The following is an 18036-nucleotide window of genomic DNA, read 5'->3' on the forward strand; positions in this document are numbered from 1 at the left end:
ATCAACCAGCTGCGCGAACTCAAGGAGAAGCACCCCCACCTCAACGTGCTCATCTCGCTGGGCGGCTGGACCTGGTCGAAGAACCTCTCCGACGCCGCGCTGACCGAGCAGTCGCGCGAGCGGCTGGTCAGCTCCTGCATCGACATGTACCTGCGCGGCAACCTGCCGGTGATCGACGGCGCCGGGGGCACCGGAGCCGCCGCGGGCGTCTTCGACGGCATCGACCTGGACTGGGAGTGGCCGGCCTCGGCGGGGCACCCCGACAACACCTTCCGCCCGCAGGACAAGCAGAACTTCACCGCCCTGGTCCAGGAGTTCCGCGAGCAGATGGACGCCCTGGAGGCCGAGAACGGGCGCGAGTACCAGCTGACGTCGTTCATGGCCGCCGACCCGGAGAAGATCGAGGCCGGCTACGAGGTGGACGCCCTGATGGAGGACTTCGACTTCGTCACCGTGCAGGGCTACGACTTCCACGGCGCCTGGGAGGAGACCACCAACCACCAGTCCAACCTCACGCCCATCCCCGGCGACCCCGGGCCGCGCACCTACAGCGTGCAGGAGACGATCCAGGCCTACATCGACCGCGGCGCCGATCCGGCCGACCTGGTGCTGGGCGTGCCGTTCTACGGCCGCGGCTGGACCGGCGTGCCCGGCGGTCCCGACGGGGACGGCCTGCACCAGACCTCGACCGGCCCGGCGCCGGGTCCCTTCGAGGACGGGATCGACGACTACAAGAACCTGAAGGGCCTGAGCGGCTACACGCTCCACCGCGACGATGAGGCCGGGACCGCCTGGCTGTACAACGGCTCCACCTTCTGGACCTTCGACGACCCCACCGCCATGCGGCAGAAGGTCGCCTGGGCCAAGGAGCACGGCCTCGGCGGGATCATGGCCTGGTCGCTGGACGGCGACGACGCCCAGGGCAGCCTGATGGCGGCGATCGACGGCGCCCTCGACGGCGGCTGAGCCGCCCTCCCCCGGGGCCGGGCGCACTCCTCCCGGCCCGGCCCCGCCGGGCATAAGAACGGCGGCAGCCGCTTTCCGGGAAGCCACCTGGAACCACCCGGGGCGGCCGCCATCGAGGCTGCGGCAATGGGCGCGTCTCGCGAAGCGCAGTCGCAGCCTGCCGCTAAGCGCACGCTGAACGTGTCAGGCGGAGCCGTGCCACCAGTGGCGGGACTCCGGCGCAAAAGCGCGCCGTGCGCTCGGCGGCAAGCCGGCTCTGAACAGGTACGTGGCGCGAAGCGCCTCCGTTGGGGCGGCGGCGGGTGACGGGCGGGCGCTTCGCGCATCACAGCCCCATTGCCGCAACCGCTGCGGTGACCGACTTCTCAAAGAGGAAGTCATAGCCCGATCGGCGGTGGAGGACCGCGTCGGGCGGGCGCTCCTGGCGGCTGGAGAGCCCAACCCGACCGCAGACGGGCCGGGGCGCGGCGCCGCGTTGGGACGGACGCGCCGCGCCCCGGCCCCACCCCCTGCGGACCCGGCGGGCGGGCACGCTGCCCGCCGGGGTGGAGCGCTGACGCGCTCCGGTCGGCGCCTCCGGCTCCCCCCGAAGACCGGGAGGCGCCGACCTGGGGACGGTTTCCGCGTGGCGCGTACTCCCGTCCGGGGCGGTCCGGGTGTCCGTGTGAAGGAAGCCGGACACCCGCACGCGGAAGAGGCCCTCAACTCTCCCTTGTGCGTGCACGGGATCAGCTATCCGGGTGCGTAGGGATCATGCACGCCGATCGCCAAAGATTCGCCAATCATCCGGGCCGGGTTCCCCGCGGGGCTTTACCTCCGCCCAGCGCGATCGGTCGGGCGTGCGCCCGTTCACAACGCCCGAATCCCTGCACACAGGGCGTTCCAGCACCGTAATTCACATCACGGGCAGATCAAGGACATACCGGGACTTCGCAAAGGGGGTCCCGTGTTGCAGGCTCCGGTGTCCCGCGATGGGACGTCTCCCGAGCACCGGCCCTCCCGCGGCCTCGACGGTGCCTTTCTTTCCACCTTTGTCCCGGTGACCCTTCGTCATGCCTGCTGGAGTATGAGTGAGCCTTACCGCTGTGCGTCCGCGTCTGAGGAGCAACCCCGCACCGCAGACGCCGTCCCACCGCGCCGACCGTCCGCGCCGGTCGATCGTCCTTCTGGTGTTCATCCTGGGAGTCCTCTCCGCGACGAGCTCCCTGGCCACCGACCTCTACCTGCCCGCGTTCCCGCAGATCGCGGCCGACCTCAACGCCCCCGAGTCCCAGATCCAGCTCACGCTGACCGCGGTCATGGTCGGCCTGGCGCTGGGCCAGCTGATCATCGGCCCGCTCAGTGACCAGCTGGGCCGCCGCAAGCCGCTGCTGGTGGGTATCGGGGTCTTCGCCGCCACCTCGGTGCTGTGCATGGTCGTGCAGTCGGCCGAGGTGTTCACCGCGGTGCGCTTCGTCCAAGGGCTGGCCGCCGCGGCCGGCATGGTGATCTCGCGCGCCGTGGTGCGCGACACCTTCGACGGCGACTCCGCCGCCAAGTTCTTCTCCCGGCTGGTGCTGCTTGTCGGGCTGGCCCCGATGCTCGGCCCGCTGCTGGGCGGGCAGCTGCTGCTCATCGGTCCCTGGCAGCTGATCTTCGCGGTGCTGGGCGCGGCCGGGCTGGCCGGGTTCGCGCTGGTCTACTTCGGCCTGCCGGAGAGCCTGCCGGTGCACCAGCGCGAGCGCCAGGACCCCAAGGCGATGCTGCGGCACTTCGCCCGCCTGGTGGTCAACCCGCGCTTCATCGGCCCCACGCTGACCATGGGCCTGAGCTTCGCCATGACCTTCACCTACATCTCGGCGTTCTCCTTCGTCTCCCAGGAGGAGTTCGGGGCGACGCCGCAGCAGTTCAGCCTGATCTTCGGGATCAACACGCTGGGCATGATCCTGGGCAACCAGGTCAACGCCGCCCTCATCGGCAGGATGCACACCACCCGCCGGCTGCTCACCGGCCTGCTCGGCGCCGTCGCCGCCGTGGGCCTGCTGATGGGGCTGCACATGATCGGCCAGACCAACCTGGTCTCGGTGACCGCGGTGCTGTTCGTGATGATGTTCTGCACCGGTCTGATCTCGCCGAACGCCACGACGCTGGCCATCGTCAGCCAGCCGGCCTCCTCGGCCGGCAGCGCCTCGGCCCTGCTGGGCACCCTGCAGTTCGCCATCGGCGGCACCCTGGCCGCCACGGCCGGCCTGCACGGGGGCACCACGATGGCGAGCATGCTGGTCGTCATGCTGGTGACCGGCCTGGCCGCGACGGGCGTCTTCGCCCTGACGGCCGCCCGGGGACACGCCAAGTAGCCGGTCCACCGGCCGACTCAGGCCACTGAAGGAACCGGCGGCGCCGGCCCACCACCGGCACCGCCGCCGATCGGCACCCGCGCTCCAGGGCGCATGAGGCGGCCGGCGGCCCGAGGCTCACCGGGCCGCCGGCCGCACTGCTTGTGCGACGGGTCTCAGTGGGCGGGTTCGCCGGGCTCGCCCGCCACAACCTGGATGCCCAGGCTCGCGAGCAGCATGTGGGCCTGGTCCGGCGAGACCGCCGCCCCGCGCAGCACCGCGGCATCGGCCAGACCGATCTCGCCGAGGTCGGCGCCGCGCAGGTCGGCTCCCGCGAAGTCGGCTCCGCTCAGCACGGCGCCGCGCAGCCGGCTCTCCCGCCACACCGTTCCGCGCAGATCGGCCTTGGCCAGATCGGCCTCGTCCATGCGCACCCCGGTGAGCTCCTGGTCGCGCAGCACCGCCCCCTTCAGGCGCGCCAGCATCAGGTTGCAGCGGGTGAAGGAGTAGCCGATTCCGCGCACCTCGCACAGCCCGGCGCCGGTCATCCGGCAGGCGGTGAAGACCGCCTCGGTCAGCACCGCGCGGGCCCACTCGGTGTTGGCCAGATCGGTGCGGTCGAAGACGGTGCCGATGCACTCCGCTCCGGTGAAGCGGGCGCGCGCGGCGGTGCCGCCCGTGAACCGCGCCCCGTCCAGCGCGGCCTCGTCGAACAGGGCGCCGTCCATCCGGCAGTCGGCGAAGACCGCGTCGACGAGGTGGGCCCCGCGCAGGTCGGCGCGGGAGAGGTCGCACTCGGCGAACACCCGCGGAGCCTCGGGCCCGCCTTCGAGTTCCTCGCGCAGATCGCGGTCGGCCAGGTCGGCCCCGCGCAGTTCTCCGCCCGCCGCCAGGTCGTGGTCGTCCATGCCGCGACGTTAGCCGGGCCCGGTGACAGTCCCCGCCTCCGCGCGGTCGGGGGCCGCTAGCGGTGCAGTTTCAGCGCCAGGTAGAAGTCCACCCGGTTCTCCAGGCTCGCCAGGTCGCGCCCGGTGAGTTCCTCGACACGGCCGATGCGGTAGCGCAGGGTGTTGACGTGCACGTGCATGGCGGTGGCGCAGCGCTGCCAGGAGCCGGAGTAGGTCAGGAACCGCTCCAGGGTGGCGACCAGGTCCGAGCGGTGGGTGCGGTCGTAGTCCAGCAGCGGGCCCAGCAGGCGGTCGCGGTAGGACGTGCGGATCTCCTCGGGGACCGACGCCAGCAGCAGTTCGTGGGAGTCGAGCTCGGTTCCGGCGGCCACATGGGAGCGGCCGCCGCGCATCTCGGCCAGGCGGCGGGCGTTGTCGGCCTCCATCGCGGCGCCGCGCAGGGCGGCGATGCCGGGGACGGCGGCGCTGACGCCGATGGCCAGGCGGTGGTCGCGCAACCCCGCTTCCAACACCGCGGCGCGGCGCGCCAGCTCGGCGCGCAGCGCCTGGGCGTCGGCATCGGCGCCCGGTGCGGCCCCGCCGTCCCCGCCTTCGCCGGCGGCCGCCGCGTTCCGCCCGCCGCCCGCCACCGGAACCACGGCCATCGCCGCACCGTCGGCGGCCACCGCGACCGCGGAGAGGTCGGCGACCAGCTCGCCCAGGACGCGCCGCGCCAGGTCGGCCGCGGGGGGCTCGGGCAGCAGCACCGCGCTGACCACGACGTGGCGGGCGCGGGCGCGCTCCTCCTCGTCGGGGGACCCCGCCACCTGCAGCAGTGCGGCGACCTCGTCGAAGCGCTGGGCCGCCAGCAGCCGCGGCAGGCCCTGCACGTGGCGGGCGTCGTCGGCCGCCCGCTGCTCGACCAGGTTGCGGGCCAGGCCCGCCAGGGCCGCCAGCTCCTCCACCGAGTCCGCGCCGTCCTCGGGCCAGTCCTCGGCACGGCCCTCGACCACCAGCACCCACTCCGCCAGCGGATGGGACTCGCGCCCGCCCACCGGCACCAGGGTCACCCGGCGAGGCCGGGCGCTGGAGGCGGGCAGTTCGACGCTGTGCCGGCGGGGGCGCCGCAGCGCCTGCTCGGCGATGCGCTCGCGCTCCTCACGTGCCAGTTCGCCGCCGGCTCCGGCCACCGCCCGGCCGGTGCTGGAGACCACCCAGCAGCTCAGGCCCGCCTGCTCGGCGGCGGAGGCGAAGACGCCCGAGAAGTCCGCGCCCGCGGCCAGGTCGGCCATCAGGCGCCGGTGGCGCTGGCGGGTCTCGGCGATGCCGGCGAGCAGGCTGCCCGTCTGCGCGCGCTGCACCTCGTCGGCGACCGCGGCGAAGGAGGTCTCGGCCGGGACCTCCACCAGCGGCAGGCGGTGGCGTTCGCAGGCGGCCACCAGGTCGGCGGGGGCGGCTCCCAGGGCGGCGCCGGCGCCCAGGCCGGCCGCTCCGGACTCGGCGAGGCCGCGGACGAAGGTGTCGCTGTCGTCGGGGCCGCGGCGCCACATCAGCCCGGTCAGCACCAGTTCGCCGCCGCCGAGGTAGCGCTGGGGGTGCAGCAGGTCGGTGGTGTAGACCCGGCTGATCTCGCGGTCGGCGTGCTCGGAGGCGGCCAGGAAGCGCAGCCGCAGGTGCGTGACGGCGACCAGATCGCTGATCCGCATCGGCGCTCCCTCGCTTCCCAGACCGCGCGCGGCGCGCCGCGGTGTGCGCCCGCCTCCGCGTGGCGGACACGTTAGTGCACTCCCGGGGTTGTAGGAAACGACGAAGAGCACGAGGTGGCCGCCCGTGTACTTCATGCCATCATGCGCTGGTCGCGGAGGGGTGTGCGGGGGTCTACTGCTGCACAGGGCTGCGGCCGCGCCGGCGCGGTGCGGCGCCCGCCCGACCCCCGGCCCGACGAGGAAGCCGCCGATGGAGTTTCTGAGCCCGTCCACCTGGGAGGAGGCCCTGGCCGCCAAGAGCGGCCGCCCCGAGGCGGTGCCGATCACCGGGGGCACCGACGTCATGGTGGAGCTGAACTTCGACCGGCGCCGCCCCGGTGCCCTGCTGGATCTCTCCCGCCTGCCCGAGCCGGCGCAGTGGCGCGCCGAGGGCGGCCACCTGCGCCTGGGCGCGGCGGTGACCTACACCGCGATCGTCGAGCACCTGGCCGGGCACGCGCCGGCGCTGGCGCAGGCGGCCCGGTCGGTGGCCTCGCCGCAGATCCGCAACCGCGGTTCGGTCGGCGGCAACCTGGGCAGCGCCTCACCTGCCGGGGACTGCCATCCGCCGCTGGTGGCCGCCGGCGCCGAGGTCGAGCTGGCCTCGGTGCGCGGCGTGCGGCGCGTGCCCGCACGCGAGTTCTATCTGGGGCCGGGCAGCAGCGTGCGCGAGGCGGACGAGCTGATCTCCGCGGTGCTGGTACCCGCCCCCGCCGGCCCGCAGCAGTTCAGCAAGATCGGGACGCGCAACGCCATGGTCATCGCGGTCGCCTCGTTCTGCCTGGTCCTCGACGCCGGGGCGCGCACGGTCGGCACCGGGATCGGGTCGGCCGGCCCGCGGCCGCTGCGCAGTCCCGAGGCCGAGGCGTTCCTGGCGGCGGAGTTCGACTGGGAGGGCGGCGCCGAGCCGTCGGAGGCGGCGGCGCGGCACTTCGGCGCACTGGTGGCCGCGGCCGCCGAGCCCATCGACGACGTGCGCGGCACCGCCGCCTACCGCCGGCATGCGCTGGCGGTGATGGCGCGCCGCGCCTGGGTGTGGTGCGCCGCCGACTACCGGAAGGGAGCGCGCTGAATGCGTGTCGCGTTCACAGTGAACGGTGAGGACATGGCCGCCGAGGACGTGTGGCCCGGCGAGAGCCTGCTGTATGTGCTGCGGGAGCGCCTGGGGCTACCGGGGAGCAAGAACGCCTGCGAGCAGGGCGAATGCGGCTCGTGCACGGTGTATCTGGACGGGGTGACGGTGTGCGCGTGCATGGTGGCCGCCGGCCAGGCCGCGGGCCGCGCGGTGCGCACCGTCGAAGGGCTCGCCGCTTCCGGGGGCGCCGGCCCGGCGCCCGACTCCCGGCTCTCTTCGGTGCAGGAGGCGTTCGTCGAGGCCGGCGCCGTGCAGTGCGGCTTCTGCACCCCGGGACTGGTGGTGCAGGCCGACGACCTGCTCGCGCGCACGGTGAGGGCCGGCGGCCCCGCGCCCGGCGACGCCGAGATCCGCGAGGCGCTGGCGGGCAATCTGTGCCGGTGCACGGGCTACGAGAAGATCATCGAGGCGGTGCGCACGGCCGCCGAGCACGAAGAGCGCGCCGTCCGCCGGGGCGGTGCCCGATGAGGCCGCCGGAGGCGCCCGGCCCCGGCTCTCCCGGGCGGCACCCCGGCAGAGGAGGAAGCCGATGAGCACCGTCGTGATCGACGGAGCCCACATCGCCGCGGGCGACGGCACGGAGTACGAGGACGGCCACATCGTCGCCGCCGACGGCGTCGTCACCCGCGTGGGCGCCGGCCCCGCGCCGGAGGCGCGCGGAGCGCGGCGCATCGACGGCCGCGGCTGCCTGGCCACGCCCGGACTGGTCAACACCCACCACCACCTCTACCAGTGGGCCACCCAGGGGATGTTCGCCGACGCCACCCTGTTCGAGTGGCTGACCGGCTCCTATGAGCTGTGGCGCCGCCTGGACGCCCGAACCGTCCACGAGACCACCACCGCCGGTACGGCGTGGCTGGCGCTGTCGGGCTGCACCACCGCATCCGACCACCACTACGTGTTCCCGCGCGAGGCCGGCGCCATGGTGGCGGCCGAGGTCGAGGCGGCGCGCGCGGTGGGCATCAGGCTGGACCTGGCGCGCGGGTCGATGGACCGCGGCCGCTCGGCGGGCGGGCTGCCGCCCGACAGTGTGACCGAGACGTTCCAGGGCGCGCTCACGGCGACGGAGGCGGCCGTCGACGCCCACCACGACCCCGCTTTCGGCGCGATGACGCGGGTGGCCGTAGCACCGTGCTCGCCGTTCACCGTCAGCCGCGAGCTGATGGCGGCCTCGGCCGAACTGGCCCGTGCCAAAGGGGTGCGCCTGCACACCCACCTGGCCGAGACCCGCGACGAGGAGGAGCAGTGCCGAGCCGAGTTCGGCGCCGCACCGGTGGACTACGCCGAGCAGTTGGGGTGGCTCGGCGAGGACGTGTGGCTCGCCCACGCCGTCCACCTCTCCGACGGCGCCATCGCGCGGGTCGCGGACACCGGCACGGGCGTCGCGCACTGCCCCAGCTCCAACGCGCGCCTTGGTGCGGGCATCTGCCGCACCCCCGAACTGCTGCGGGCCGGCACCGCGGTGGGACTGGGCGTGGACGGGCCCGCCTCCAGCGAGCTCACCGGACTGGCCGGGGAGATGCGCCAGGCGGTGCTGATGGCGCGGGCCCGGAGCGGTCCGCGTGCGCTCAGCGCGCGCCAGGCCCTGCACATGGCCACGCTCGGCGGAGCGCGCTGCCTGGGCCGGCAGGCCGAGATCGGCTCGATCGAGACCGGAAAGCTGGCCGACATCGCGCTGTGGCGCATCGACGGCTTCGGCCACGACGCGATCGACGACCCCGTGGTGGCGCTGGTGTTCGGCCCGCAGGCGCGGCTGGAGCACCTGCTGGTGGGAGGTTCCGCCGTGGTCGAAGGCGGCGAGCTGCGCACCGTCTCCGCCGATTCGGCCGCGGCGGCCGGCCGCAGGGCCCACCGCAGGATCACCGCGCGGGAGGGAACGCGATGAGCCAGACCCCGGCCGCTCGTGCGCGCGGGGACGCCGGCTCCGCCGCCGGCACCCGCGCCGGCCTGTCGAGCACCGCCCGCGGCGGGGTGGGCACCAGCCCGCCGCGGCCCGACGGCGCCCTCAAGGCCGCGGGCGAGTTCGCCTTCTCCTCCGACATGTGGATGGAGGACATGCTCTGGGGCATGACGCTGCGCAGTCCCCATCCGCACGCGCTGATCCGCGCGATCGACACCGCCGAGGCGCTGGCCGTCCCAGGCGTCCACGCCGTGCTCACCCACGAGGACGTTCCCGGCGAGAAGCGCTACGGGCTGGAGACGCGCGACCAGCCGGTGCTGGCCTTCGGGAAGGTGCGCTACAAGGGAGAGCCGGTGGCGGTCGTCGCCGCCGACCACCCCGAGACCGCGCGCCGGGCACTGGCGCGCGTCCGGGTCGACTACGAGGTGCTGGAGCCGATCGCCGACGCGCGCCGTGCCGCGTTCGACCCCGACTGCCCGCTGGTGCACGAGGAGGGCGTCCCCGCGCACCCGGAGTACAATCAGCGCGGCAACATCGTCCGCCACCAGCCCGTGCGGACCGGCGCGTTCGCCGAGGGCGCCGATGCGGCCGACCTGCGTGCACGGGCCGCTGCGGTGGTGCGCGGGGAGTACCGGGTGGGCATGCAGGACCAGGCGTTCCTGGGCCCGGAGTCGGGCCTGGCGGTTCCCGCCCCCGACGGCGGGGTGGACCTCTACATCGCCACCCAGTGGCTGCACGTGGACCAGAGCCAGATCGCGCCGTGCCTGGGGCTGGAGCAGGAGCGGGTGCGGATGACGCTGGCGGGGGTCGGGGGCGCGTTCGGCGCACGCGAGGACCTGTCCATGCAGATCCACGCCTGCATGCTCGCGCTGCGCACCGGCCGCCCGGTCAAATTCGTCTACAACCGCGAGGAGTCGTTCTTCGGCCACGTGCACCGCCATCCCGCCGCCATGCGCTTCGAGCACGGCGCCGACGCCGACGGGCGGCTGCTGTACGCGACCCTGGAGATCGTGCTGGACGGCGGCGCCTACGCCTCGACCACCGCCGCGGTGGTGGGCGTGGCCTCGTCGCTGGGTGTGGGCCCCTACGAGATCCCGCATGTGTCGGTGGACGCCTACGGGGTCTACACCACGAATCCGCCCTGCGGCGCGATGCGCGGGTTCGGCGCGGTGCAGGCGTGCTTCGGCTACGAGTCGCAGATGGACCGGCTCGCCGCCAAGCTGGGGATGCACCCGGTGGAGCTGCGCCGCCGCAACGCGCTGGCCCAGGGCTCGCGCGTCGCCACCGGCCAGCGGATCGACATGCCGCTGCCCATGGCCGAGATGCTGGAGCGGGTGCGCGCGATGCCGATGCCTGCGCGCCGCGGCGAACTCGCCGATCCGGCCGACCCCCGCACGCTGCCGGGCGGCCTCGCGAACACCAGCCGCGGCGAGCGCGTGGTGCGCGGCGTCGGCTACGGGGTCGGCCTGAAGAACCTGTGCTTCTCGGAGTCCTTCGACGACTACTCCACCGCGCGGGTGCGCCTGGAGGCCATCGGCGGCGAGCCGGCGGCGCTGGTGCACACCGCCGCGGCGGAGGTGGGCCAGGGCCTGGTCACGCTCCAGGGGCAGATCGCGCACACCGAGCTGGGTGTGGAGCGGGTGACGGTCCATCCGGCGGACACCTCGGTGGGGTCGGCGGGCTCCTCCTCGGCGTCGCGCCAGTCCTATGTGACCGGCGGCGCGGTCAAGGCGGCCTGCGAAGCGGTGCGCGAGCGGGTGTTCGCGCTGGTGCGCGAGCGCGGCCTGGTGGCGCCCGACCACCCCGCCGGCGACCTGGCGCTGGAGGGCGGCAAGGTGGTCTCGGCGGCGCGGGGCGTCCTGGCGCCCCTGGCCGAGGTGCTGGGCACCGGCGCCGTCGAGGAGACGCGGGTGTTCCGCCACCGCCCCACGCGCGCGCTCGACCCGACCACCGGGCAGGGCGACTCCCATGTGCAGTTCGGCATGTGCGTGCACCGGGCGGTGGTCGACGTCGACGTGGAGCTGGGGCTGGTGAAGGTGGTGGCCCTGGACGCGGTGCAGGACGTGGGGCGGGCCATGCATCCCCGGCAGCTGCTCGGCCAGATCCAGGGCGGCTCCGCCCAGGGGCTCGGGCTGGCGCTGATGGAGGAGGTCCAGGTGGCCGACGGCGTGATCCGCAACCCCTCGTTCACCGACTACCTGATCCCCACCATCCTGGACACGCCGCCGATGCGCATCGAGGTCCTGGAGCACGCCGACCCGCATGCGCCCTACGGGCTGCGCGGCGCGGGCGAGCCGCCGACGCTGTCCTCGACGCCGGCGATCGTGGCGGCGGTGCGCGATGCGACGGGCCGGCCGCTGACACGCGCCCCGGTGCGTCCCGAGGACATCGCGGGCGTCGGGGACTGAGCCTGCGCGGCGCGCCGGGCAGGCGAGCGGGGCGGCGCACGGTCGCTAGTCTCTGGGCCATGAAGATCTCCACAGCATTCGTGACGGGGGCAAGCACGGGTTTCGGCGCCGAGATCGCGCGCCGCTTCGCGGGTTCGGGCGTGCGCGTGGTGGCGGCCGCCCGCCGGGGCGAGCGGCTGGCCGACCTCGCCGAGGAGCTGGCGCCCAACATGCACCCCCTGGAGCTGGACGTGCGCGACCGGTCGGCGGTCACCGCGGCGATCGACGGGCTGCCGGCCGAGTTCGCCGAGGTGGACGTGCTGGTCAACAACGCCGGGCTGGCCAAGGGGATGACGAGTGCGGCCGAGGCCGATCTGGACGACTGGGAGCAGATGGTCGACACCAACTGCAAAGGCGTCATGTACGCGACCCGCGCACTGCTGCCGGGCATGGTGGAGCGCGGGCGCGGCCACGTCGTCAACATCGGCTCCACGGCCGGGAACTACCCCTATCCGGGCGGCAACGTCTACGGGGCGACCAAGGCGTTCGTGCGCCAGTTCAGCCTGAACCTGCGGGCCGACCTGCACGGCACCGGGGTACGGGTCACCGATGTCGAGCCCGGTCTGGTGGGCGGCACGGAGTTCTCCGAGGTGCGCTTCGGCGGCGACCGGGAGCGCGCGCAGGCGGTGTATGAGGGCACCCGGCCGCTGGGGCCCGAAGACATCGCCGAGACGGTGCACTGGGTGGTGTCGCAGCCGGCGCACGTCAACGTCAACACCATCGAGCTGATGCCGGTCGCGCAGTCGTTCGCGGGGCTGAGCGTGTGGCGCGAGCAGGACTGAGAGCACCCCGCCGGACGGGCGGTCGCGGCCGGGCGCTACCCGGCCCGGTCCGGGCCGCCCCGCCGGTCGGGACCGTCCGGGTGCGGGCGAGCGGGCGGAGGAGCCGGTCGGCGCGGCGAGTGCGAGCGGACGGCACCGCCCTGTCCCGCGGCCGGATCAGTCCAGCGAGTCGACGAAGCGGGCGGCGTCGGACTCGCCCATCCCCGTCTGCTCGACGACCAGGCGCACGGCCTCGTCGCCGCGCTCCTCTGCGCGCAGCTGCCGCACCCGCCGGACCAGCTCGGGATCCGGCCGCTCCTCCGGCTGCCCGAAGCAGGGCACCGGCCGCCCGGCCTCGATCGCGTCGGAGATGTCCTTGGCCTCCTGCAGCCCGTACCCGGTCGCCTGGCGGATCTCCTTGATCGCCTGGAGGCGCTTGTTTCGGGCGAGGAGCTCGCGGGCCCGGTCCGCGGTGTCGGGCGGCACGGGCTTGGGCGGGCCGGACGGGGGCAGGCGGCGCGGCCGGTAGGTGTGGCGCACCCCGGGGTCCCAGAGCCCTCGGACCGTCCGCAGGCTCCGGGGGACCGACAAGAGCAGGACCAGTATCGCCGCCAGGATGAGCAGGGTCTCGGGAGGGAGTCCGAGGATCATGGCGGGCGGGCCGAGGGTTCCGGGGAGCATGGCGGGAAGCCTAGAGCCTGCCCGCACCGGCCGGAAGCCCACGGGGGTGTCCGCCCGCGGCGGGGTTCCCGGCGCCGTGTGCGGACACGGGCCCCCTGCCGGGTCAGTCGGCCGCGGCGTCGCCGAGGGTGGGGACGCGGCGGCCCTCGCTGATCGCGTCCACCACCGCCTTGGCCGAGCGCAGGTCGTAGCCGGTGGCGGCGCGCAGCTCCTTGATGGCGTGTACGGGCTTGCCCTCGTCGATGCGCTGCTGCACGCGCGCGACGACCTCGGCCGGCAGCGGCGCGTTCAGGGGCGCGGCGGGCGAGCTCCGGCGCTGGGCGTTCCGCCGGGACTGGCGGTAGAAGCCGAGCCCGAGCCCGGCGAGGACGACGGCAGCGGCCGCGGCGATTGCGATGTAGCTCTCCACGCCGCGATTCTAGGGTTCGCCGGCGGGGCCGCGGCCGCTCCGCCGGGCGGGCTCCCGCTCCTCGCGCACGGTCAGGCCGGCGACCAGGTCGGCGACGAGGTGGGTGAGCTCGCCGCCCTCGGGGGTGTCCAAGCCCTTTCGCGCCAGGTGGCCGGAGGTGGCCAGGGTCACCAGGCCGTGCAGGGCCGACCAGGCCAGGATGGCCATCGCCCGGGGGTCGCCCGCGCGGATGACACCGGCGCGCTGGCCGTCGGTGAGGGCCGCCACGCACGACTGCATGATCTCCTCGGCGGTCTCGCGCACGGAGCCGATGTCGGCCAGGTGCTCGCCGAAGGTCAGCCGGTAGTGCTCGGGGCGGTCGACGCCGTCGCGCAGGTAGGCGAAGAAGGCGCGGCGCAGGGCGGCCGGCACCTCGGCCGGCGGGGTGTCGGCGGTGGGCAGGGCGGCGACCACCTCGGTGCGCACCGCGTCGATGCTGCGCTGCGCGACGGCGCGCAGCAGGTCGTTCTTGTCGTCGAAGTGGCGGTAGGGCGCCGCGCGGGAGACTCCCGCCAGCTCGCCGACCCCGCGCATGGTCACGGCCTCGGGGCCGCCGCCGGCAAGCAGGCGGGAGGCGGCCTCGATCAGGCGCTCGCGGGTGTCGCCCGATCCGCCGGCCTCCTCTTCCCGAGCGGCCGCATTCTCCCCGTGGGCTGCGGACATAGGGCGACGATAGCAGGTTGTTGACAACGTCAACCCGGCCGCCTATGTTGACGACGTCAACATCTCTCCTTGGGGAGTCAGCGTTGGATACGACCGTCAACGGGACCACCGCACACCTCGGCCCCGATCCCGAAACCACCGCCGCCGAGTTCGTCCGCGACGGGCTCGGCCTGACCGGAACCAAGACCGCCTGCAACGCCGGGGTCTGCGGATCCTGCACACTGCTCGTCGACGGCACCCCCGCCGCCTCCTGCCTGCTACCCGCGACCGCCCTGGAGGGGCGCACGGTCACCACGGTCGAAGGGCTCGCGGCCCGCGGACCGCACCCGGTGCAGCGGGCCTTCGCCGCCCACGACGCCATGCAGTGCGGCTACTGCACACCGGGCTTCGTCGTCGAGGCCGCGGCCTTCGTCGACCGCCACCGCGCCGCGCACGGCGACACCGAACCCGCCCGCGAGGAGATCGCCGACGCCATGGCCGGCCACCTCTGCCGCTGCGGCGCCTACCCGGGGATCTACGCCGCCATCGCCGCCGCCTGCGCCGGAAAGCACGACCGGGACGGCGACGCGGCACCTCCCCGGGCCGAGGCCGCCGAGAAGGCGGCCGGCCGCGCCCGCTACACCACCGACATCCGACCCGAGGGCTGCTGGGAGGCGGTGATCGTACGCTCGACGCGCGCTCATGCGGTCGTGGCGGCCGTCGACGCCGGCGGCGCGCCGCACGTGGACCTGCTCGGCGCCGACCGCACAGTGCGCTATGTCGGCCAGCCGGTGCTGGCCGTGGCCGCGCCCACGCCGGCCAAGGCGCGGGCGGCCGCCGCGCAGGTCGCCGTGGACTACCGCGACCTGCCCGCCGCGCTGGACCCGGCCACGGCCCACCGCCCCGACGCGCCGGTCGTCTACCCGGCGCGCGCCGAGCGCCGCGCCGCCCCCGCCCACGCCGAGGGCGGGGTTCCGCCGGCCCGCTGGCGCGGCAACGTGCGCGGCCCCTTCAGCCTCAACTGGCGCGGCGCCACCGCGGTCGACCGCATCCGCAAGGCCGCCCGCACCGGCGACCCGCTCCTTGTCACCGGCGTGTTCAGCACGTCGGTCCAGGCGCACACGCCGCTGGAGCCGCACGCCTGCGTCGCGCGCTGGGACGACTCCGGCCACCTGCACATCCACGCCTCCACCCAGACGGTGATGGCGCTGGCCGCGGCCGCGGCCGACCGCTGGGGACTGCCCCGCGAGCACGTCCACGTCACCGCCGAGCACGTCGGCGGCGGGTTCGGCGCGAAGGCGGGGCTGCGGGTGGAGAACGTGGCCGCCGTGGAGCTGGCCCGGATCACCGGTGCGCCGGTGCGGCTGGTCTTCGACCGCGCCGCCGAGCTGACCGACGCCGGCCACCGGCCCGGTGCGCGCATCGAGGTGGGGCTGCTGGCCGGCGCCGACGGCGGCCTCGCGGCGCTGACGATGGACGCGTACTCCGACGGCGGCGCGTCCATCGGCGGCACCGTCGCGATCATGGGCCGGCTGGTGTACGGGCACGCCCCGCGGCGGCTGCGCGACTTCGACGTGGTCACCCACCGCCCGCCGGGCGCCCCGTTCCGCGGGCCCAACGGCGCCCAGCTGCTGTGGGCCCTGGAGCAGTCGGTCGACGAGGCCGCCCACCGCCTGGGCGAGGACCCCATCGCGCTGCGCCGCCGGTGGGACGGCAACCCCAAGAGGCGCGCGCTCTACGACTGGGCGGCGGCGCTGCCGGTGTGGCGCGAGCGCTCCACGGGCGCCGCCTCGGGCCGGTTCCGGCGCGGCGTGGGCGTGGCCGCGGCCAACTGGATCTACCTGCTGGATTCCTCGACCGCGGTGGACCTGGTGGTCGAGGACGGCGCGGTGGTGGCCGAGACCGCGGTGCAGGACATCGGCACCGGCGCGCGGTCGGTGGTCGCCGAGGTGGTGCGCGGCGAGCTGGGCCTGCCGGCCGGACGCGTCCGGGTGCGCGCCGGCAGCAGCGACCTCGCCTATGCGCCCTCCTCCAACGGCAGCCGCACCACCGCGTCGGTGGGGCCTGCGGCGCGCGACGCCGCCGAGAAGCTGCGCGAGGAGGCGCGCCGCAGGCGTGCGGGCGGGTCGGGCGGCCTGGACGCCGCGGCGCTGGCGGCGCTGGAGGGGGTGCGGGTGCGCGGCGGCCGCCGCCGCGACCGGCGCGGCTATGCGACCCCGTTCCCCCTTCCGGACGGCGGCGCCCTGGGCCGCGGGTTCACCGGCGCGGTGCACGTGATGGAGGTGGAGGTCGACACGCTGCTGGGCCGGGTGCGGCCCACCCGCTGCTGGGCCGGGATCGCGGCGGGGCGGATGTATGCCGATCGGCCCGCACGCAACCAGTGCGAGGGCGGCGTGGTGCAGGGCATCGGCTACGCGCTCTACGAGCAGCGCCGCGACGACCCGCACACCGGCGCAGTCCTGACGTCCGATCTGGAGGAGTACCGCATCCCCGGCATCGGCGACACGCCCGAGATCACCGTGCATTTCCACGAGGAGGGCTGGGACCACGTGCCCGGCGGGGGCGTGGGCATCGGCGAGGTGTCCACCATCGGCGTGGCCGCGGCGGTGGGCAACGCCGTCTACGACGCCACCGGCTGGCGGCCGCACGACCTGCCCATCAGGCCCGACCGACTGCTCGAAGGGATCGGTGCGAAGTGACCACACCACCAGTGGACGTCCCCGCGGCCGCCGCGGCGCTGCGCGGCGGCGCGGCCGAGGCGCGGGCCGGCGGCACCGACGTCATGGCGCGGCTGCGCGAAGGACTCGCCGCTCCCCCGTTCACCGACCTGCACCGGGTCATCGGACTGCGCGGGGTGCAGTGGCTGCCCGACGGGTCGGCGCGCATCGGCGCCATGACCACCGTCGCCGAGGTCGCCGCGGACGAGCGGCTGCGCGCGGCCTACCCGGCGCTGGCGGCGACCGCCGCCGCGGTGGCCACCCCGCAGATCCGGGCGGTCGCCACGGTGGGCGGCAACCTGCTGCAGCGCAACCGGTGCCCCTACTTCCGCAGCGCGGCGTTCGACTGCCTGCAGAAGGGCGGCGACACCTGCCCGTCGCGCACGGGCGACCACCTGCACGGCACGGTCGTCGACCAGGGCGCGGCGTGCGTCGCGCCGCACCCGTCGTCGCTGGCCATGGCGCTGCTGGCCTACGACGCCGGCGTGGAGGTCGAGGGCGCGGCCGCGCTGCCGGTGGACGGGCTCTACGACGGTTCCGACTCCACCCGCGACCACGTGCTGGAGCCCGGTCGGCTGGTCACCGGGGTGGCGCTGCCGGCGCCCACCGGCGGCGAGAGCGCGGCCTACCGCCGCGCGACCTCGCGCTCGCGCGGCGAGTGGCCGCTGGTCGAGGCGGTGGCGCGGGTGGTGCGCAGTGGCGGCGCCGTCACAGCGGCGGCGGTCGCCGCGGGCGCGGTGGCGCGCACGCCGCTGCGCCTGACCGCCGTGGAGGAGGCCCTCATCGGCGCGACGGGCCCGGAGGACGCGGCCGCCGCGGTGGCGGGCGTGCCCGACCTGTGCTCGCCGCTGCCGCAGACCGGCTACAAGGCGGCCCTGCTGCGCGACACGGTCCGCGACGCCCTGGAACGGGCGCTGGCGTAGCGGCGATGCCGTTCGGTCGGTGCACTCGGTGGGTCGGACGTCGGCTGCCCCCTCTCGCGGATCGTTTCGGGTGCGCGCCGGCGGAACGTGCGACGAGGCGCCAGAGGGGGCGGTCGACGCGGACCGGTTCGGGTGCCGTTCGGTGCTGGTGGGCGAGGGGGCAGCGCGGACCGCGAAGGTCCGGGACGGCGATCACTGGTTGCCGGCGGCGGATGGCGGGTCGCCCGGCGGAGCGGCAACGGCGGTGGATGGACCAGCCCGCGGTCATCGGTTCGGGTGTTCGCCGGTGGCCCGCGCGACGGGGGCGACGCGCCCGGGTGGCGTTCCGGTCCACCTCTTCCACCCGACGCCCCGGACCGGAATCCCGAACGCCCGATTTAATCTAACTCTCCGCCGCCGATCTTGTACCGGTGGTCATTGTGCGCGATCACAAGTGACCACAGGTACAAGATCACCGCCGCGGGGGCAT

14 protein-coding genes are annotated in these 18036 nt (G+C 75.0%); 9 read left to right on the forward strand and 5 right to left on the reverse strand.

Translation table 11 applies throughout. From position 1 onward, the window contains the following. The coding region (locus tag FZ103_RS19500; protein ID WP_186356554.1) for a glycoside hydrolase family 18 protein at positions 1–966 on the forward strand (966 nt) is incomplete at its 5' end. A 1070-nt stretch (positions 967–2036) separates the two neighbouring features. Beyond that, positions 2037–3302: a multidrug effflux MFS transporter gene (locus tag FZ103_RS19505; RefSeq protein ID WP_186356555.1), complete on the forward strand. Its 1266-nt coding sequence runs from the start codon at positions 2037–2039 to the stop codon at positions 3300–3302. Positions 3303–3457: 155 nt separating this feature from the next. Here FZ103_RS19505 and FZ103_RS19510 read toward each other — a convergent pair whose 3' ends face one another. Then, a complete protein-coding gene (locus tag FZ103_RS19510) occupies positions 3458–4189 on the reverse strand; it encodes a pentapeptide repeat-containing protein (protein WP_156003111.1) in 732 nt (243 codons plus the stop codon). 56 nt (positions 4190–4245) lie between these two features. After that, on the reverse strand, positions 4246–5874 hold the full coding sequence (locus FZ103_RS19515; protein ID WP_156003113.1) for a PucR family transcriptional regulator: 1629 nt from the start codon (positions 5872–5874) through the stop codon (positions 4246–4248). Positions 5875–6124: 250 nt separating this feature from the next. On the opposite strand from FZ103_RS19515, the gene FZ103_RS19520 reads away from it, so the two are divergent. The 5 genes from FZ103_RS19520 to FZ103_RS19540 all read left to right on the forward strand — a co-directional run bounded on the left by FZ103_RS19520 (position 6125) and on the right by FZ103_RS19540 (position 12177). After that, a complete protein-coding gene (locus tag FZ103_RS19520) occupies positions 6125–6985 on the forward strand; it encodes a xanthine dehydrogenase family protein subunit M (RefSeq protein WP_156003116.1) in 861 nt (286 codons plus the stop codon). Further along, positions 6986–7516 (forward strand): (2Fe-2S)-binding protein, encoded by a 531-nt coding sequence (locus tag FZ103_RS19525; RefSeq protein WP_156003118.1) that lies wholly within the window; start codon positions 6986–6988, stop codon positions 7514–7516. Between the two features lie 61 nt (positions 7517–7577). Beyond that, positions 7578–8933, forward strand: a complete 1356-nt coding sequence (locus FZ103_RS19530) for an 8-oxoguanine deaminase (RefSeq protein ID WP_156003121.1) — start codon at positions 7578–7580, stop codon at positions 8931–8933. Beyond that, positions 8930–11356: a xanthine dehydrogenase family protein molybdopterin-binding subunit gene (locus FZ103_RS19535; RefSeq protein ID WP_156003124.1), complete on the forward strand. Its 2427-nt coding sequence runs from the start codon at positions 8930–8932 to the stop codon at positions 11354–11356. The genes FZ103_RS19530 and FZ103_RS19535 overlap by 4 nt, the downstream gene beginning before the upstream one ends. 59 nt (positions 11357–11415) lie before the next feature. After that, on the forward strand, positions 11416–12177 hold the full coding sequence (locus FZ103_RS19540; protein ID WP_156003127.1) for an SDR family oxidoreductase: 762 nt from the start codon (positions 11416–11418) through the stop codon (positions 12175–12177). Between the two features lie 156 nt (positions 12178–12333). Here FZ103_RS19540 and FZ103_RS19545 read toward each other — a convergent pair whose 3' ends face one another. The 3 genes from FZ103_RS19545 to FZ103_RS19555 form a co-directional block, all read right to left on the reverse strand. After that, positions 12334–12837, reverse strand: a complete 504-nt coding sequence (locus tag FZ103_RS19545) for a hypothetical protein (RefSeq protein ID WP_156003130.1) — start codon at positions 12835–12837, stop codon at positions 12334–12336. 103 nt (positions 12838–12940) lie between these two features. Next, the gene (locus FZ103_RS19550; RefSeq protein ID WP_156003133.1) at positions 12941–13246 is read right to left on the reverse strand and encodes a hypothetical protein; all 306 of its coding nucleotides are present in this window, start codon (positions 13244–13246) and stop codon (positions 12941–12943) included. Positions 13247–13255: 9 nt separating this feature from the next. Next, the gene (locus tag FZ103_RS19555; RefSeq protein ID WP_156003136.1) at positions 13256–13948 is read right to left on the reverse strand and encodes a TetR/AcrR family transcriptional regulator; all 693 of its coding nucleotides are present in this window, start codon (positions 13946–13948) and stop codon (positions 13256–13258) included. Between the two features lie 83 nt (positions 13949–14031). On the opposite strand from FZ103_RS19555, the gene FZ103_RS19560 reads away from it, so the two are divergent. Together FZ103_RS19560 and FZ103_RS19565 are read left to right on the forward strand one after the other, a co-directional pair. Beyond that, the gene (locus tag FZ103_RS19560; RefSeq protein ID WP_255430165.1) at positions 14032–16626 is read left to right on the forward strand and encodes a molybdopterin-dependent oxidoreductase; all 2595 of its coding nucleotides are present in this window, start codon (positions 14032–14034) and stop codon (positions 16624–16626) included. Further along, positions 16623–17567 carry an FAD binding domain-containing protein gene (locus FZ103_RS19565; RefSeq protein ID WP_343233609.1) on the forward strand — a complete coding sequence of 315 codons (945 nt, stop codon included), beginning with the start codon at positions 16623–16625 and terminating at the stop codon, positions 17565–17567. The genes FZ103_RS19560 and FZ103_RS19565 overlap by 4 nt, the downstream gene beginning before the upstream one ends. The last annotated feature ends 469 nt before the right edge of the window (positions 17568–18036 follow it).

It is taken from the genome of Streptomonospora sp. PA3 (genome assembly GCF_009728995.1).
Lineage (GTDB): Bacteria > Actinomycetota > Actinomycetes > Streptosporangiales > Streptosporangiaceae > Streptomonospora.

Bases quoted from the DNA above. Each gene is read 5' to 3' on its own strand.
- FZ103_RS19510 (WP_156003111.1), bottom strand. From the start codon at position 4,189: ATGGACGACCACGACCTGGCGGCGGGCGGAGAACTGCGCGGGGCCGAC.
- FZ103_RS19515 (WP_156003113.1), bottom strand. From the start codon at position 5,874: ATGCGGATCAGCGATCTGGTCGCCGTCACGCACCTGCGGCTGCGCTTC.
- FZ103_RS19520 (WP_156003116.1), top strand. From the start codon at position 6,125: ATGGAGTTTCTGAGCCCGTCCACCTGGGAGGAGGCCCTGGCCGCCAAG.
- FZ103_RS19525 (WP_156003118.1), top strand. From the start codon at position 6,986: ATGCGTGTCGCGTTCACAGTGAACGGTGAGGACATGGCCGCCGAGGAC.
- FZ103_RS19530 (WP_156003121.1), top strand. From the start codon at position 7,578: ATGAGCACCGTCGTGATCGACGGAGCCCACATCGCCGCGGGCGACGGC.
- FZ103_RS19535 (WP_156003124.1), top strand. From the start codon at position 8,930: ATGAGCCAGACCCCGGCCGCTCGTGCGCGCGGGGACGCCGGCTCCGCC.
- FZ103_RS19540 (WP_156003127.1), top strand. From the start codon at position 11,416: ATGAAGATCTCCACAGCATTCGTGACGGGGGCAAGCACGGGTTTCGGC.
- FZ103_RS19545 (WP_156003130.1), bottom strand. From the start codon at position 12,837: ATGCTCCCCGGAACCCTCGGCCCGCCCGCCATGATCCTCGGACTCCCT.
- FZ103_RS19555 (WP_156003136.1), bottom strand. From the start codon at position 13,948: ATGTCCGCAGCCCACGGGGAGAATGCGGCCGCTCGGGAAGAGGAGGCC.